The following is a 19,609-nucleotide window of genomic DNA, read 5'->3' on the forward strand; positions in this document are numbered from 1 at the left end:
GCGCAGGACGCGACGCTGAACGCCAGCGGCGCCATCGTCATCGAATCGCGCTCCAGCAACGACGCGACGGCCAACACCTACGGCCTGTCGCTGGGCGTCTCGAGCGCGGTGGGCATCATGGCCGCCAGCGCCGAGGCGTCGCCCGACGTGCGTGCCACCGTCACCGGCAACACCCACCTCGTCTCGGGCACCGGCGCACGCGTCGGCGCGTATCACAACCAGGGCGGCGAAGACGTTCGCGCCACGGCCGACGCCGCCGGCGGCGGCCTGGGCGCTGCCGTCAACGGCACCATCGTCAACGCCCGGAGCCTGGGCAACGCGCAGGCGCTGGTGGGCGACAACACGTCCATCGCCGGCGGCAGCGGCGCCGTCACGGTCGAGGGCCTGTCCGACAACATCGCCAACGCCACCGGCACGGCGGTCTCCGTGGGCCTGGTGCTGGGCGTGGGCGGCGTCGTCGCGAACGCCAGCACCGGCGGCACGACCGGCGCCGTCAGCGGCGCCGACGTGACCGGCGCCAGCTACGCGGTGCTGGCCCATGCCGACCAGGACGCCGTCGGCACTGCCACCGCCGCGGGCGGCGGCCTGGTGGCCGGTGCCACCGGCGCGGGCGGCACCAGCAGCGTCACGCCCACCGTCAACGCCGGCATCGGCGACGGCGCGCAGGTCAGCGTGGCCGGCCCGATCTCCGTGATCGCCGAAACCACGGCCGACTCCGACGGCACCGCCAACGGCGTGGCCGTGTCGGGCGGCTTCTCGATGGGTATTTCCGTCGCCGATGCGACGCTGAGCCCGACGATGACCAACCGCATCGGCAGCGGCGCCAGCCTCAGCGCCAACGGCGCGGCGTCCGATGTGACCATCGCCACGCGCGTCAACAACGGCGCCAGCAACGCCGGTGGCACGACGGCCATCGCCACGGCGCCGTCCGGCGGCCTGGCCGCCGCACTCAGCGGCACCAGCGCCTCGGCGAAGACGACCTACAACATCCTGCAGAGCTCGGGCACCGGCGTCACGCTGAACGCGGGCCGCGACCTCAACGTCGAGCTCAAGCTCGGCAACCACGTCGAGTCCACCGCCAACAGCGACACCTTCGGCGGCGTCGCCGTCGGCGGCTCGGTGGCCAGCAGCACGGTGGACGGCAGCGCGCAGAGCAACTTCACCAGTGCCGGCGGCACCGTCGGGCGCCACCTGAACGCGCTGGGCGTGTCCAGCCAGCCGGTGACGGCCACGTCGCGCGCCGCGGGCGCCGGCCTGTTCAGCGGCCAGTTCAACAGCGCCACGGCCAGCTTCACGCCCAGCATGGGCATCAACCTGGGCAGCGGCTCCACCAGCGTCGGTGGCAACGCGACCGTGCAGATGCTGTCCACCACCGACACGACGGCCAACACGGTGGGCCGCTCGCTGAGCGTGGCCGGCAGCATCGGCGCGTCGCTGGCGTCGGCCACGATGAGCCCGACGGTCTACGCCCGCACCGGCAACCAGCAGCTGACGGCGGGCGGCTTCGTGCTCGTCGAGGCCCGTCACAACCACGACGGCCAGGCGCCCACCGGTCAGGACACCACCGCCACCGCCAAGGCTTCGGCCGGCGGCGCGCTGGTGGGCATCACGGGCGCGTCCGCGTCGGCCATCGCATCGGCCAACGTCGACGCCAGCGTCGGCGCCGGCGCGAAGCTGACGGGTGGCGGCTCGGTGCGCGTGCTGGCCGACGGCGTCAACATCGCCACGGCCGACAGCTCGGGCCTGGGCGGCGGCGGCTTCATTGCCGAGGGCCTGTCGTCCAGCTCGGCCATCGTCGGCGGCGGCACGACGGCCGACCTGCGCGGCGGCGTGGGCGGGGCCACGCTGGTCAACGTCGTGGCCGACGGCAAGAACAACGCGGTGGCCACGGCCAGCGCGTCGGGCCTGGCCGGCCTGGGCGGCGCCGCCGGCGGCAGCGCCACGGCGCGCTCCAACAGCGGCGTGGCCGCGGGGCTGGGCGACGGCAGCGTCGCCAGCACCACCGTCACGGGCGGCGCCGTGCTGGTGGATGCCATCTCCAGCGCCGACGCCGATGCGCAGGCCAAGGCGTTCTCGTTCGGCCTCGGCAGCGCCGTGGGCTTCATGAGCGCCACCAGCCAGGTCAGCCCCGCCGTCACGGCCGAGGTGCGCGGCAGCACCGCCGTGACCGGCGCCGGCATCACCGTGCGCGCCCGCCACAACCAGGGCAGCGAGAACAGCACCGCCGTGGCGGACGCGGCCTCGGCCGGCGGCGGCGCGTCGCTGGGCGGCGGCAACGCCGACGCGACGGCCGCGGCCGACACGCGGGCGCTGGTGGGCAACGCCGCCAGCTTCGACGCAGGCAATGGCCATGCCGTGACGGTGCAGGCCGACGCGCGCAACCTGGCGGTCGGCACCGGCGAGTCCTTCAACGGCTCGCTGGGCGTGTCGGCCGGCGTCGTCACGGCCGCCGCACGCTCCGGCGGCATCACCGAGGCCACCAGCGGCGCCGACGTGACGGCCAGCGGCCTGACCGTGCGCTCCACGGCGGTGCAGACCGGCGCGGCGACGGCCGAGGGCACGGCCGGCGGCCTCGTCGCGGCCGGCACCGGCGCCGGCGTGACGACCACCGTCAACCCCGACGTGCGCGCGGGCCTGGGCGACGGCGCCATCATCGACGTGGCGGGCGGCATCGCCGTCAGCGGCACCGCGACGACGGACGCCGACGGCACCGCCACCGGCGTGGCCGTGTCGGCCGGCGGCTCGCTGGGCCTGTCCAAGGCCGACGTGACGCTGGCGCCCAAGATGACGCTGGCCGTGGGCAGCGGCGTCAAGGCGACGACGCACTCGGCCAACACCGGCGACATCGCGTTCTCGCTGACGCACAACGGCGGCGGCGCCTCGGCCACGGCCCATGCGGCTGGCGGCGGCATCCTGGCCGGCGGCGGCGCCGACGCGGACGCCAAGCTGGCCTACAACATCACGACGACGACCGGCAGCGGCGTCACGCTGGACGCGGCGCGCGGCGTGTCGTTCACGACGCAGGCGGGCGGCTTCGCGCAGTCGGTCGGCGATGCCGAGGGCCTGGCGCTGGGCGGCGGCTTCGGCGCCGCCACGTCCAATGCCAACGTCAGCGGCACCGTCAGCCAGGCGCTGGGCAGCGTCAGCGGCACGCAGGCGCTGGACTTCAAGGTCGACACCCAGGTCAACAGCTTCGCCGACGCGGATGCGCTGGCGGCGTCGCTGGGCCTGGTGGGCGCCGGCGCGGTGAACGCCGCCACGGCCAGCTACACGCCCACCGTCACCGCCAACCTGGGCGGCGGCGGCACGCTGGACGTGGGCCGCGATCTCATCGTCAACGCGCAGACGCGCGGCGATTCGTCGGCGCTCGCCAAGGGCACGTCCATGAGCCTGGGCGGCAGCATGGGCGGCTCCATCGCGACCGCCACGCTGAGCCCCAGCGTGAACGCGCTGACCGGCAACCAGCGCGCCGACGTCGGCCGCGACATCAGCATCCACGCCAGCCACAACCACGACGGCGCCGGTGCCACCGGCCAGGTCACGTCGGCGGTGGCGCGCAGTTCGTCGGGCGGCCTGCTGCTGGGCGCCACCGGCGCGGCATCCACGGCCAACGCCAACGCCGGCACGACGGCGCGCAGCGGCGCCGGCAGCGTGCTGACGGCGGGCGGCTCGCTGAAGATCCATGCCGATGCCAGCAACGTTGCCGACAGCGAGACCTCCGGCGCGGCGCTGAGCGCGTTGGTGGCGGCCGGCAAGTCGGTGGCCATCTCCAACGCCAACGGCGGCACGACGGCCGAGATCGGCGGCGGCTCGGCGGGCAGCAGCTTCGTCGACGTGCGCGCGCTGGGCCACAACGATGCCGATGCCCGCGCCAACGCGTCGGGTGGTGGCCTGGCCGGCGGCGTCAACAGCGGCGACGCCACGGCCAAGGCCAACGGCGCCGTGACGGCCGGCGCGGGCAACGCCAGCGTGGCCAGCGTCGTGACGAGTTCCGGCGCCATCACCATCCTGGCGCTGTCCGACGCCGACGCCAATGCGCAGTCGCGCGGCCTGTCGGCCGGCCTGGGCCTGGCCGTGGGCGTCATGGTGGCCAACGCCGAGGTGGCGCCCAACGTGACCAACCTCGTGCAGGGCACGACGACGCTGAGCGGGCAGGGCGTCAGCCTGCTGGCCCAGCACAACCAGGGCGGCCAGAGCGCGCGCGCCAAGGCCGACAGCGCCGGCATCGGCGGCCTCGTCACCGTGGCGGGCTCCACCGCCACGGCCCGCGCCGGCGCCAACACCAGCGTCAACACGGCGGTCACGTCCACGCTGAATGGCAATGGCGGTGTCGTCACCGTGCAGGCGCTGGCCAACAACCTTGTCGACGCCGACGGCAGCGCGGTAGGCGCGGGCGGTGCCGCGCGCGGCGCGATGGCGGCCACGGCCACGTCCACCGGCACCACGGCGGCCACCAGCGCGGCCAAGGTCAACGGCGCGGGCCTCGTCATCGACGCGACCGCCAACCAGGTCTCCACCGCGACCAGCACCGCGGCCGCCGGCGGCGTGTTCGGCGCCAGCGTGGGCGCCACGTCCACCAGCGCCGTCACGCCCACGGTCACCGCCGGCATCGGCGCCGGCGCGGTCATCGACGTCAACGGCGCCGTCAATGTCGGCGCCAACGCGACGACGCAGGGCACCGGCACGGCCGACGGCGTGCAGTTCGCCGGCATCGCCGCCGTGGGCGGCACGGTGGCCGATGTCGACGTCAACCCGACGATGACGGCCAACATCGGCAACAACGCCCGCATCACGACGCATGGCGACAAGGGCGACGTCGTCATGGCCGTGCGGCTGAACGGCGGCAACGCCAGCGCCGGCAAGGCCACCGCGCGGTCCTCGGCAAGCTCGGGCTCGACGATCTCGTCGTCGGGCAGCAACGCCACGGCCAATGCCGTGTCCAACCTGACCAACAACACCGGCTCGGGCGTCACGTTCAACACCTCGGGCAGCGTGCGCTTCGACACGCTGGCCGGCCTGACGGCCGACGCCAGGGGCGACAGCCTCAACCTCGCGCTGGGCCTGGCCGGCGGCGTGGCCAAGTCGGCCGCCAGCATCGGCGGCACCACCAATGCCGTGACCGGCGCCATCTCCGGCACGGTGGGCGGCGATCTCGTCATCAACAGCGCAGCGAACTACCGCGCCATCTCCGACACGCAGGCGGGCAAGGGCGGCCTGCTGGGCTCGTTCGGCAACAACACGGCCAGCGCCGTCGTCACGCCGACGCTGAACGTCGGCATCGGCTCCGGCGGCAGCATCAGCGCCGGCCGCGACGTCGTCATCAACAACCTCTCCACGGGCGACGCCGACGCCGACGCCAAGGGCACCAGCATTGCCGGTGCGGCCACGTTCAGCGGCTCCACCGCGACGGCCCGCGTGCGGCCCGACATGGACACGCTGGTGGGCGCCGCCGACGTCAGCGCCGGCCGCAGCTTCAGCGTGACGGCCCGGCACAACCACAACGGCGCCGGCGCCACGGGCGACGATGCGACGGCCGACGCCAACGCGTCCGGCGGCTCGTTCGGCTTCGCCGGCATGGGCTCGGACAGCCTGGCCCAGTCCTCCGCCGACATGACCACCAGCCTGGGCGGCAGCGGCGCCGACCTGTCGGCCGGCACGGGCGACTTCAGCGTCACGACGCTGTCCGGCAATCTCGCGACGGCCAACGGCTACGCGCTGGTCATCGGCGGCCTGCTCGGCAAGGGCAACTCGCGCGCCGACGCCATCGCCGGCGGCACGTTGACCAACGCGCAGAACAACCAGTACAGCAACGACAACCAGACGACCACCATCGCCGCCGGCACCGGCATCAACGCCGGCGGCAACGTCAGCATCCAGTCCATCACCGACCAGGGCGCCACGGCCAACACGACGGCGCCGGCCGGCGGCCTCATCGGCCTGGCGTCCAACGACGCGAGCGCCGTGCTGGCGCGCAACCTCAGCACGCAGACGCTGGGCAGCGGCATCACGGCGGGCGGCAACATCCTCGTCGGCTCGCGCTCCAGCGGCGGCTCCACGGCCACGGCGCGGGCCGATGCCTACGGTCTCGGCGGCGTGGGCAAGGCGGCGTCCAACGCGCAGGTCACGCCCACCATCACGACCAACGCCGGCGGCGTGCTCGATGCCGGCGGGCGCATCACGCTGCAGGCCTCGCACGACGGCACCCAGGGCGCCACGGCCCGTGCCGAGGCGGCGGCGGGCGGCCTTGTCGGCATCGACGGCGCCGATGCGCGCGCCGGGTCGGCGGCCACGGTGTCCGCGGCCATCCTGAACGGCGCGTCGGTCAACGCCGACGGCGGCACCGAGGTGCTGGCCGGCATCGCCGACAAGGCCATCGCCAGCGGCGACGGCCAGGCCTACGGCGTCGGCGCGTTCGGCGCCACCGATGCGCGGGCCGATGCCAACTCGTCCAGCCGCGCCAGCGTGGGCAACGCGCAGGTCACCGGCGCCAGCCTGACGGTGGAAGCCACCGGCGGCGGCCGCGGCAACGCGGTCGCCAAGGCCACCAGCGGCGGCCTCGTGACCGGCAACGGCGCGGCACCGCTGGTCAACGTGAACCCGACGATCACGGCCGAGCTGGCGGGCGGGGCGCGCGTCAACGTCGGCGGCAACGTGGCCGTCAAGGCCAGCGGCAATGCCGAGGGCGACGGCAACGCGGTCGGCCGCGCCGGCGGCGCGGGCGCGGTCAGCATCTCCAAGGCCGACATCAACGTGAACCCGAGCGTGCGGGCCGAACTGGCCGCCGGCTCCGAGGTCGCGGCCGGCGGCAGCGTGACGGTGCAGGCCCGCCAGGGCCAGTCCGTCAGCATCGGCGACCCGACGTTCGGCGCCGGTGGCGTCGACGCGGGCAGCAACACCATCACGCTGAACGGCGAGCACGGCCTCGTCACCGGCGACACCATCACCTACAACCAGGGTGACGACGCCAACACGGCCGTCGGCGGGCTCGTCGAGGGCCGCAACTACCAGGTCATCGTGCAGAGCCCGACGGCCGTCAAGCTGGGCTCGGTGTTCAACGCGTCGGTTGTCGACGCCGCCAAGGACGAGATCAAGTTCGACGTCGAGCACGGCTTCGGCGACGGCCAGCGCGTCGTCTATCACGCGGCCGGCAACCCCGGCATCAGCGGCCTCGTCGATGGCCAGGCCTACTTCGTGCGCGTCATCGACGCGCAGACCATCAAGCTGGCCACCAGCGCCGCCGCGGCCACCGTGCCGCCCAAGACCTTCTACAGCTCGGGTGTCAATGCGACCACCGAGCGCATCACGCTGAACGGCCACGGCTTCGCCGACGGCCAGCAGGTGACCTATCGCACCGGCGGCGACGAGCGCTTCGAGGGCTCCGCCGTCGAACAGGCCGGCGACAACGTCATCACCGTGGCCGGCCACGGCTTCAACACCGGCGATGCGGTCAAGTACAGCACCCGCGACCTCGTCATCGAAAGCCCCAACCTGCCGGCCACGGCCATCACCGGGCTGACGGAGGACACGACCTACTACGTCATCCGCGTCGACGCCGACCACATCAAGCTGGCGCTGAACGCCACCAACGCCGGCAACGGCACGGCCATCGACATCAGCAACTCGGCCGAGTCCGCCGCCAGCGGCCACACGCTGGCGCGCGTCGGCGCGGCGCCGCTGTCCGGCCTGGCCAGCGGCAACACCTACTACGTCAAGTTCATCGACGCCAACACCTTCCAGCTGGCGGCCACGCCGGGCGGTGCGGCCATCGACATCGGCGCGGGCGGCGGCAAGCACACGATCGGCACGGAGGGCATCGAGCTGTCCGGCGCGTCGACCACCGGCCGCCACCAGCTGGAGCTGGACATCACCGGCAGCGGCACGGGCAACGGCCACCAGCTGCTGGGCGCCGGCGGTGCGCGCTCGCTGATCAGCGATGCCATCGACAACGGCGTGTCCAGCGGCGCGACGTCCGGTTCGGTCGGCGCGCTGATCTTCGGCAGCAAGGGCTCGGAGTCGCGTGTGGACATCGTCACCAGCGTCAAGGCGCTGGTGGGCGACAACGCCAAGGTCACGGCCGGCGGGGACATCACGCTGGACGCCTTCTCCGCCGCCAACGGCGCGGGCACCGGCGGCAGCAGCGGCGGCGCCTTCATCGCGGTGGGCTACACCGAGGTGTTCGTCAACGCGACGCAGACCGTGCAGACGCAGGCCGGTGTCGGCGCGCAGCTGACGTCCGGCGGCTCGGTGCTGCTGCAGTCCAAGAGCAGCCAGAACGGCACGGTGGACGCCAACTCCAAGGGCGGCGGCTTCATCAACTCGTCCGAGGTGTCGGGCGGCGTGCAGCTCAACCACAGCACGACGGCCGGCGTGGGCAACAACGCCAGCGTGACGGCCGCGCACAACGTGACGATGGCGTCGGAGTCGGCCTTCGACGGCAACGTCTACGGCAAGGCGTCCAGCGGCGGCCTGGGTGCCGCCTCGACGAGCAGCATGTACTGGAACGTCGGCTCGTCCGGCGCGCACCAGCAGACCGGCGTGGACGTGGGCAGCAATGCCACGCTGCTGGCCGGCGACGACGTCAACCTCGCCGCGCGCATGACGCACATGCAGAGCCGCGTGACGGCCGACGCCTACTCGGCCGCGGCCCACGCCGACCCGGACGCCGACGCCTACAGCCGCTTCTACTCCGACGCGACCGTCAACGTGCGCGCCGGCGCCCGCGTGACGGCGCTGGAGAACATCAACCTGCAGACGCTGCACACCGGCATGGGCAGCACGACCTATGCCGAGGGCGAGGCCGACTCCGCCACCGGCAGCACCGACGTGAACGCGTTCTCGGAGCTGGGCACGCAGTCGCTGGTCATCGCCGACGCCGGCGCGCTGTTCGACACTCACGCGCTGGACGTGCGCGCCGAGCTGGGCAGCTACGGCTGGAGCGCCCGCGCCAAGAAGGACGGCGCCTGGGGCTACGACGGTGGCGACGCCCATGCGGGCGCGCCGCACGGCTTCAACCAGCTGATCGGCTTCAATGCCGATGCGCGCCTGTCGTCCGGCCCCAACCCGGTGCTGCACGTCGACGCGGCGGGCAACGTCGTGACTGCGCAGAACGTGACGGTCAACAACACGGCCGGCACCGTCATCGTCAACGACATCACGAACAACAGCGTCGGCACGGCCAACTTCCGCGCCAACGGCATCTACGACCCGGGGCGTGGTGACATCCAGCCCGGCAAGGTGGAGGGCACGCAGTCGACCTTCACCTTCGTCCACACCTTCAACCGCATCACGCTGACCAACGAGTCGGCCAAGGACCTGCGCATCAACAACATCGCGCCGGTCAACACGACGGCGGTGCCGACGGTGAACCTGGACGTCGACAACGTGACCGGCCCGGCCGCCGACGCGACGCCGTTCCACTTCAACATCCGCCACAGCTACGGCGCCACCGAACAGCTGATCCGCAACACCAGCACCAACCCCGGTGCGGACGTGCAGATCAACGGCGTCATCAACAACCCGCTGGGCTCCACGCTGATTGCTGCCGTGGGCGGCAGCATCGTGCCGTTCAGCGGCGCCGCGCTGGTGCGCACCAACACGGCCAGCCTCAACGCCGGCAGCGCCATCGGCACGCCGGCCCAGCGGCTGGAGCTGGAACTGGTGCAGAGCGAAGGCAGGCCGGCGGCGCTGGCCAGCACCTCCGGCGGCAGCACCTTCCTGGGCATCCGCGGCCTGCAGCGCGACCCTGGCGCCGGCAGCTTCACGCTGGCGCTGGGTAACCTGTCGGCTGGCGGCGAGCTGAACCTGCTGCTGCGCGAAGCCCGGCGCCAGGTCACCGTCAACGGTGTGCCGCCCACCTACCAGGTGCAGGTGCACATCGACCACGCCAGCACCGGTGCCGACCGCGGCACGACGAACTGGATCCGCCACTTCCGCCCCGACCAGGCCGGCGGCGCCATCGTCGACTTCCCGGTCGGCTTCTTCGGCACGGGCAACGAGGCCATCGCGTCGACCACCACGCTCGGCGCGCTGAACGCCGGCACCGACCTGTCCGTCATCGCGCAGACGCCCGCGCAGCGCATGGACCTGTTCCAGCGCGCCAACTGGATCGCCAACGGCAGCGCCACCGTGCGCAGCAATGGCGACATCACGCTGCCGCACACGCTGCAGGCGGCCACCGGCGACCTGTCGGTACAGAGCCTGAACAATTCCGTCTATGCCGACCATCTGATCGCCGGCGCCGACGGCGAGGTCACCGCCGCGCTGGACATCGCCAACGTGCTGGCCAGCTACGCGCACACCTGGGTCAACCTCTACGCGAACAACCTGCTGACGGCCGGCAGTACCGCCACGCTGACCGCGGGCCGCGACATCACGCTGCCGCGCATCGTGCAGGGCGGCGGCAACGTCACGCTGCAGGCCGGCCAGCAGGTGCTGGCACCGGCGTCGATCTGGTCCGAGACGGCCGACGTGCGCATCACCAGCACCGGAGGCTCCGTGCAGGTGGATCATGTGGTGGCCGGCAGCGACGTGTCCATCACGGCCACGCAGGGCACGATCTCCAACGTGACCGGCGGCCAGACCGGCACGCGCATCGGCCTGTACCCGAGCAACCTCGTCACCGCGGGCGGCAGCATCACGATGCTGGCCGGCGGCAACATCACGCTGCCGCGCCTGGTGCTGGCGCAGGCCGGCGCCATCAGCCTCACGTCCACCGGCGGCAGCGTGCTGCTGGAGCGCGTGGAGGCGGCCAACAACAACGTCACGATCTCTGCGGCCCAGGGCGGCATCCAGGAGATCGGCGGCGACGCCGCGGCCGACGTGCTGGGCATCACCCTGCGCCTGACGGCCGGCGCCGCCGGCATCGGCACCAATGCCAACGCGCTGGAGATCGATTCCTCGCGGCCCAGCCACGGCAACGTCTGGGCGCTGGCTGCGGGGTCCATCTACATGATCGAGGTCGCCGGCGATCTCAACCTCGACCGCGTGCGCTCCAGCACCGCCGACGTCGAGCTGAGCGTGCTGAACGGCGACCTCGTTGACGACCTGTCCGACCTGGCCTCCGACATCGACGGCAACAACCTGACGCTGACCGTCAGCGGCAGCATCGGCAGCTACTACGACGACATCGAGATCGACAGCCGCTTCAGCGCGGCCGGCGGTCTCGTCAACGCGAGCGGCAACAGCGGCGTGCAGCTGACCGAAGTGGTGCAGGCGCTGTACGCGGGCGCCATCATCAGCAGCGCCGGCCATGTGCGGCTGACGTCGCGCGACAGCCAGGCCACCGGCGAGCACATCGTCGTCGGCGAGGGCCGCAGCGTGCAGGCCGGCAAGAGCATCACGCTCAGCGCGGGCGACGATCTGCGCATCGATGGCACCGTCACGGCCGGCGAGCGCCTGTTCTTCGCGGTGGACCACCACAGCGCCGACGCGGAAGGCGGCGTCGCCTTCATCGGCGGCGCGGTCACGGGCGATCGCCCCGAGCTGACGGGCGAGGAGCAGGCCGACACGCTGGACGTGTCTGCCCAGTCGCAGGGCTGGACGGTCTACGGCCGCGGCGGTGACGACATCATCAGCGGCGGCAGCGGTGCCGACGATCTCTACGGCGGCGACGGCGTCGACACGATCTCCGGCAATGCGGGCGACGACTTCATCGACGCCGGTGCGGGCGCCGGCGGCACGCTCTCCGGCGGTGCGGGCAACGACCGCCTCTTCGGCAGCGACGACGGCGGCGACGGTGCGCAGGGCGACACGCTGCTGGGCGGCGACGGCAACGACCAGATCTGGGCGCTGGGCGGCTCCGACTTCGTCGACGCCGGCGCGGGCGACGACTTCGTCGACGGCGGCTCCGGCGACGACACGATCTACGGCGGCGCGGGCAAGGACCAGCTCTACGGCGGCCGCGGCGACGACACGCTCTACGGCCACGCGCCGACCGAGCTGACCGAGCAGCCCGCCGACGACAACGCGACCGACCGGCTCTACGGCGAGCAGGGCGACGACCTGCTGTACGGCGGCGGCGGCGACGACGTGCTGGACGGCGGCTTCGGCCGCGACAGCCTCTACGGCGAGGCCGGCAACGACGAGCTGAACCAGGGCTATGGCCAGGATGGCACGATCGACGGCGGCGACGGCGACGACCTGCTGATCGGCTCCAACGACGGCGACGACCACCTCTACGGCGGCGCCGGCGAGGACCGTCTGCAAGGCCTGGCGGGCAACGACAGCCTGGACGGCGGTACCGGCGCCGACACGCTGGAAGGCGGCGAGGGCGACGACCTGCTCGAAGGCGGCGCGGGTGCCGACCTGCTGGTGGGCGGCGCGGGCAACGACACGCTGTACGGCCACGCGGCCACCGGCGCGGGCGATGACAACGCGGCGGACTACCTCTACGGCGACTTCGGCACCAACGGCAACGAGGCCGGCTCGGGCCGCGACCGGCTCTATGGCCAGGGCGGCAACGACCTGCTGTACGGCGAGGGCGGCGACGACCTCATCCAGGGCGTGGCCGGCATGGCCGTCGCCGAGACCGGTGGCGGCAGCACCAACCTGATCGACTTCGGCGGCGGTGGCGACGACGCGTCCTTCAACGGCACCGTCACCGCCACGCCGGCGCCGGCCGTCGTGCCGGTGGACGACACCAGCCCGCGCGCCGTGGGCCAGCTGCCCGACGGCGTGGTGGGCAGCGGCCGCTGGGCCGACCTGAACGGCAGCGCGGCCGACGCGCTGCGCGGCCTGAGCGGCCTGAGCGGCCTGAGCGGCCTGAGCGGCCACTTGGGCCTGTCGCAGGACCCGGCCGTCGCGACCGGCCCGGCCGGCGAGCGTTATGTCGCGTGGAGCGACAGCCGCAACGGCAACCTGGAGATCTACGTCGCCCGGCACGACGGTACGCAGTGGGTGGCGCTGGGCGGCAGCGCGTCGCAGGGCGGCGTGTCCGCCAGCAGCGCGGCGGCGTCCGCCAAGCCGACGCTGACCGTCGACGGCAGCGGTGCGCCCATCGTCGCCTGGACGGAGACGCAGGCTGACGGCAGCCACGACATCGTCGTCAAGCGCTGGAACGGCTCGGGCTGGGTAAGCCTGCCCAACGCCACCAGCAACGGCCATGCAGTGCAGGCCAGGCTGGTCAACACCGCCAACGGCCCGGTCGTCGTCTACACGGACGACGCCGCGGGCAACCTGCGCCTGTACGCCCGGCTCTACACCGGCGGCGCCTGGGTCGCGCTGGGCAGCGCGGCGGCACCCACGGGCACCGGCCTTGCGGTCGGCACCGAGCTGCGCGACTTCAGCGTCGCGGCCAGCGGTGGCAAGGTCGCCATCGCGTACTCGGCCGTGCAGGCCGGCACGTCGTTGCGCCAGGTCTACATCACCGAGTTCACGCCAGGTGACACGCCGGGCGCGGGCACGTGGGCGGGCCTGGCCGGTTCGGACGCCGGCACCGGGGTGTCCGGTGGCGCCGCCGTGAAGACGGCGCTGGGTCTCGACTCGACCTGGCATGCGCAACCCAGCGTCGCCTACTTCGGTGGCAGCCTGTTCGTCGCCTGGCAGGCCTGGGCCGACCAGGGCGCCACCGTCGTCACCGCCCAGTTGGGCGCGGGCGGCGTGACGGTGCGCGACGTCATCAAGGACCAGAGCCGCCCCGGCCTGCCGCAGCTGGCGGCCGGCGGCACGTCGCTGCGCCTGGTGTGGGCCAACACGCCGCTGCTGGACGCGGCCACCAGCCTCTACGAGCGCCAGTGGAACGCGACGACGCAGCACTTCGAGGAGGTGCTGCCCGGCCAGGCCAGCGGCATCGGCGCCGGCAGCGGCATCAGCCAGACCGGCGGCGAGCCGCAGCAACTGGCGCTGGCCGTCGATTCGACCGGCAAGGCCCTGCTGGCTTGGGCAGACACGACGGCCGGCTCGCCCGAGATCCTCGTGCGTGCCGATGCGGCACCGGTCGGCCGCGTGTTCACGGCCACGGCCGGGAACACGGTGCAGAACATCCTCGACACGCAGACGCTGGGCGCAGGCGACGTCATCGTCGTCAGCGGCAGCCAGGGCGGCTTCACGGTGTCGGCCGGCGATGCCGGCGTGATGATCTGGGGCGCGCCGGGCAGCAGCATCAGCGGCGCGGTCGCTATCGACGGTGCGAACGTGACGCTGCAGAACCTCAAGCTGCAGTCCACGCTGACGATCGCCGGCAACGGCGCGGGTGTCAGCGACACCAGCGTCACCGGCCTCGTCAGCCTGACCGCAGGGCAGGGCGCCCGGCTGTTCGGCAACACGTTCACCGGCGGCGTCAGCATCGGCGCGGGCGTGCAGAACGCCAGCCTGCGCTTCAACACGATCTCCGGCGGCGTGGGCCTGCTGCTGGACAGCGCCACCGGCGTGCAGATCCGCGACAACCGCATCACCGGCACGGCCGCGGCGCTGCGTATCGCCGCCGGTTCCACGGCCAGCGGCCGCATCGCCGGCAACACCTTCATCGCCACCGGCGCGGGCACCGGCCTGGACCTGCTGGCCACGTTCGACGGCGTCATCGAGAACAACCGCGTCCAGGGCGGCGCGCTGGGCGTCAACTATGCGGCCGGCAACCAGCTGGCGGGCAACACCGTCACCGGTGCCACCGTCGGCCTGAAGAGCAGCCTGGCCGGCGCGGCCGCGCTGGGCTGGGTGGGCGTGTCCGTCGACCGCCCGAACACCTTCGAGGGCAACGCCACCGGCGTGCAACTGCTGGGCGGCGCGCTGATGCAGGGCCAGGTCGTGCGCGGCAACACGGTGGGTGTCACCGGCGCCGGCCAGCTGGGCGGCGAGACGCTGGCGCATGCCAACCTCATCGACGCCAACGTCACCGGTGTCAACGCGTTCACCGGCACCATCCAGTTCAACCGCTTCTCGGCCAACACGACCGCGATCAACGCCACCAGCGAGCAGCGCATCCTGCACAACCTGTTCTACCGCAACACGCTGGTCGGCGTGGAGATCAACGGCCGGAACGACGTGCGGGTGTTCAACAACACCTTCTACGCCGTCACCGGCGACAACCTGCGCAGCGAGGGCGGCAGCAGCGAAGTCGAGGTGCAGAACAACCTGATGTGGGCGATGGCGGGCTATGACCTGTTTGTAGCCAACGACAGCCGCTACGGCTTCTACTCCGACTACAACAACCTGTTCACGTCGGGCGCCGGCAAGGTCGGCTTCTGGACCAAGGACTTCCGCGACATCCTCGACTGGCAGGCCGACATCGCCAGGTTCGACCTGCACTCCATCGGCGCCACGGTCGTCAACCCGACGTGGGCGCGGCCGGAGTTCGTCAGCGTGCTGGGCGACGACTTCCGTCTGCGCGAGCCGGTGGCGCTGCAGCGCTTCAGCTCGCCCGGCATCGACATGGGCAATGTGCTGGTGGACAACGGCCGCAACCCGGCCGAGCAGAACCTCATCGCCAACCCGGGCTTCGAGACCGGCACGACCGGCTGGGAAGTCAACGCCGGCTCGCAGGCTTTCGTGACGCCCAGCGGCTCCGCGCCGCTGGCCTACGAGGGCAGCAACTTCTTCTTCGCCGGCGGCGTGGCCGGCGGCTTCGCGCGCCAGACCTTCACGCTGGCGCAGCTGGGCCTCACCGCGGCGCAGGCCGACAGCCAGGACGTCGAGCTGTTGTTCGGCGGCCGCATCCGCATGGGCGTGGAGAGCCCGGTGGACAGCGGCGAGGTGCAGCTGATCTTCCGCAACGCGGCGGGTGACGTGCTCGCCACCGCCGTGGCCAAGGCCGGCGGCAGCACCAACCGCTGGGAGCTGGTGGGCCAGCGTGCCGAGGTGCCGGTGCAGACGCGCTCGGTGGAGTTCGTGTTCCGCACCAACCGCATCACCGGCGGCAATGCCGACGGCTACTTCGACCAGGCCTTCCTCTACAAGGTCAGCGAGAACCAGGCCAGCGACCTGGGCGCCTACGGCCATGCGGCGACGGACCTGCCCGTGGCCGGCGCGCCGCGCATCAACCTGCGCTCGCCGGACTTCTACCTGGACTGGGAGAAGTTCAAGCCGCTGAACATCACCTGGGAGACCTTCGGCAACACCGACGACTCGCCGGTGCGCATCGATGTCTACCAGGACACGGCCGACGGCCCGAAGTGGGTGGCCAACGTCGTCAGCGCGACGCCGGACTCCGGCCAGTTCACGTGGATCCCGGGCAACAGCGGCATCGACTTCGGCACCAAGGGCCTGCGCATCCAGGTCAGCCTGGTGGGCAACGCGGCCGTGCTGGATCGCAGCCAGGAGCCCTTCACGGTGCCCGAGGACGGCCTGACCTACTGGGTCAACGACGGCAGCGCCGCCGGCGACGAATACGCCACGGCCGCTGGCGACAACCGCAACACCGGCAAGTCCGCCGGTGCGCCCAAGGCCAACGTCACCAACCTGTTCCGCGCCTATGACCTGCAGGCCGGCGCGACGCTGTACGTCGACACCGGCGACTACGCGCTGCTGGAGTCGCTGACGCTGTCGGGCACCGCCACGCGCGGCTTCGGCATCGACGAGGGCTTCCGCCTCACCGGACCGACGCTGGGCGGCCACCTGGCGACGCTGTTCCCCATCGTGCCCAACGAGCGCACCTGGGCGCTGCTGGACCTGTCGGACACCGACTTCGTCACGATCAGCAACCTCGTGCTGCGCGACGCCAACCGCGGCATCCTGCTCACTGGCGGCGCCGATGCAGTGGAGCTGAGCCGCATCGAGGCCTATGGCCACGTCAACGAGGGCATCTACGCCAGCCAGGTCAACGCCGGCCTGCAGACCTGGACCGGCCTGAACGTGCATGACAACGGCCAGACCGGCCTGTACCTGAGCGGCACGCTGGGCGGCATCGACCAGCTGACCGCCAGCCGCAACCGCGGCCAGGGCGGCTTCTACGCCGAAGGCAGCCTGGGCTTCCTGACCAACTCGACGCTGACCGACAACATCGGCGTCGGCGCCAACCTCTGGTACCCGGGCGCGGTGCGCGTGCAAGGCAACCTGTTCCAGGGCAACACCGGCACGGGCCTGGCCTACAACGTCGGCGGCAGCAGCCAGGCGCTGGTGGGCGGCGCCCTCGGCACCGGCCTGGGCAACCGCTTCCTGAACAACGGCAACGGCGGCGCCGGCATCAGCGGCAACGCGCTGGTGCAGGGCAACACCGCCAGCGGCAACCTGGGCAGCGGCAACTACGGCCTGGCCGTCACCTACGGCGAGGCGCGCCAGAACGTCATCCAGGGCAATGCCAACGGGCTGTACCTGTCCAGCGGCACGGCCACCGACAACCGCATCTATAACAACAACCCGGCCACCGGCTACAGCTACGGCACGGGCCTGTGGATGACGACGTCCACGGCTACCGGCAACACCGTGTACGGCAACCTGGTGGGCGTCTACAGCCAGGGCAACAGCGTGCTGCGCAGCAACCTGGTGTACGGCAACGCGTCAGTGGGCGTTCAACTCAACGGCAGCAGCCCGCAGTTCATCGGCAACACGGTCTACCAGAGCGCCGGCGACGCGGTGCAGCTGTACGGCTCGGCCGGCAACGCGAAGTTCATCGACAACATCCTGTGGGCCGTCGGCCTGGGCGCGGGTGGCGTGGCGCTGAACGTCGACGCCAACTCGCAGAACGGCTTCACGTCCAACTTCAACATCTTCCAGGGTGCCGTGGGCATCTGGCAGGGCACGCAGCGCGCCACGCTGACGAGCTGGCGCCAGGCGAACTTCCAGGACCTGGACAGCCAGGCCACCAACCCGCTGTTCGTCGACATCGACGGCGCCGACGGCAACCTCGGCTATGCCGGCCCGGCCAGCGATGGCCGCGACGACGACTTCCACCTGCAGAGCACGCAGGGCAGCTTCCACGGCGCGTCGCTGGCGCCAGTGCTGGGTGCTGGCGGCCTGCCCACGCTGCTGACGGGCACGCTGGTGCGCGACGGCGCCGACAGCCCCGGCATTGACCGCGGCGCACTCGACCAGCCCTTCGACCGCGAGCCCACGCCGCGCGGCGGCTACGTCAACATCGGCTCGGACGGCAACACCGCCTACGCGTCGCTGAGCCCGGCCGTCTACATCCGTGTGATGACGCCCAACGGCGGCGAGACCGTGGCCGAGGGCGAGACCTTCACGGTGCGCTGGCGCTCCGACGGTTTCGCCGGCAACGTCAACCTCGACATCAGCCTGGACGGCAACACCTGGTTCTCCGTGGCCGCCAACGAGGCCAACGATGGCGTTTTCGACTGGACGCCGGGCAATGGCCAGTTCCCGGGTGGCGACTACGTGCTGCGCGTCAGCTCCGCCACGCAGCCGGCGGTCAAGGACCAATCCGACGCGACGTTCAACCTCGCCAGTACCGTCAGCATCTTCTACGTCAACGACGGCTCGCTGGTCGGCGACGAGTACGCCACGGCCGTCGGCAACGATGCGAACGACGGCCGCAGCGCGGCCAGGCCCAAGGCCTCGCTGCAGGCGCTGCTGAACGCCTACGACTTCAAGCCGGGTGACCTCATCCTCATCGACACCGGCGTCTACAACTCGTCCACCAACCTGCTGGTGGATGCGCAGGACAGCGGCGTCGTCATCCGCGGCGCCGTCAACCACGCCTCGGTGCTGAACCGCGGCAACACCAACAGCGGCCAGTACGCCTTCGTGCTGGGCACCGGCGCCACCGACGTGACGCTGGACCGCGTGACGCTGACCGGCGGCCAGTGGGGCTTTGTCGTCAACGACAACTCCACGGCCCACCGCTTCACGCTGAGCAACAGCGACGTCAGCGGCAACAGCTCGGGCGGCGTCTACGTCGGCATCAACATCGACGACGGCAAGGTGATCAACAACGTCGTCCACGACAACGGCAGCAGCACCGGCATTCAGGGCCAGCAGTCCACGCGCCTGCTCATCAGCGGCAACGAGGTCTACAACCAGTCCACCGGCATCTACACCTGGTCGTCGGGCGACGAGGCCAGCGACGGCCCGATGGTCATCGGCAACCTCGTCCACGACGTGTCCACCGGCATTTCGCAGTCCTACGACGGCTGGGTGCGCAACAACACCGTCTGGGCGGCCGGCACCGGCATCTCGGCCGGCAGCAACTACGACGTCAGCGGCAACACCGTGTGGGGCAGCACGACCGGCATCGATGCCAACAGCGTCTCGGTCACCAGCAACACCGTCTACGCCAGCACCACGGGCCTCAACATCAGCAGCATGGTGGCCAGCGGCAACCGCGTGTACGACAACGGGCTGGGCGTCAACGCCAGCAGCAATACGCTGCTGGTCAATAACCTGATCTGGGACAACACCAACGGCGTGCGCCTGACCGGTGGCCACAGCGGCACCGAGCTGCATGGCGTCGTCAACAACACTATCGTGCAGACGGGCGGCATGGCCGTGCTGGTGGAAAACGCCAGCAACGCACGCATCGTCAACAACATCCTCGATCTGCGTTCGGGCGCCACCGGCATCTCGGTCCACCCGAACAGCGAGAACGGCTACCAGAGCGACTACAACCTGTTCAGCCAACAGGCGGGTACGGTCCTGACGCGCTGGGAGGGCCGTGACTTCACCAGCCGCCCGGACTGGGTCTACGAGACCGGCTACGACCTGCACAGCCGCGTCGCCACGCCCA

1 protein-coding gene (running past both ends of the window) is annotated in these 19,609 nt (G+C 71.8%); it reads left to right on the plus strand.

This entire window lies inside a single protein-coding gene on the plus strand: locus tag ACG04Q_RS04930, encoding a tandem-95 repeat protein (protein WP_394509754.1). The 45,654-nt coding sequence extends 13,422 nt beyond the window's left edge and 12,623 nt beyond its right edge, so the window shows coding positions 13,423-33,031 (codon 4,475, complete, through codon 11,011, partial); the first complete codon in view begins at window position 1. Both the start codon and the stop codon lie outside the window.

The organism is Pelomonas lactea (assembly GCF_043555885.1).
Lineage (GTDB): Bacteria > Pseudomonadota > Gammaproteobacteria > Burkholderiales > Burkholderiaceae_C > Pelomonas > Pelomonas lactea.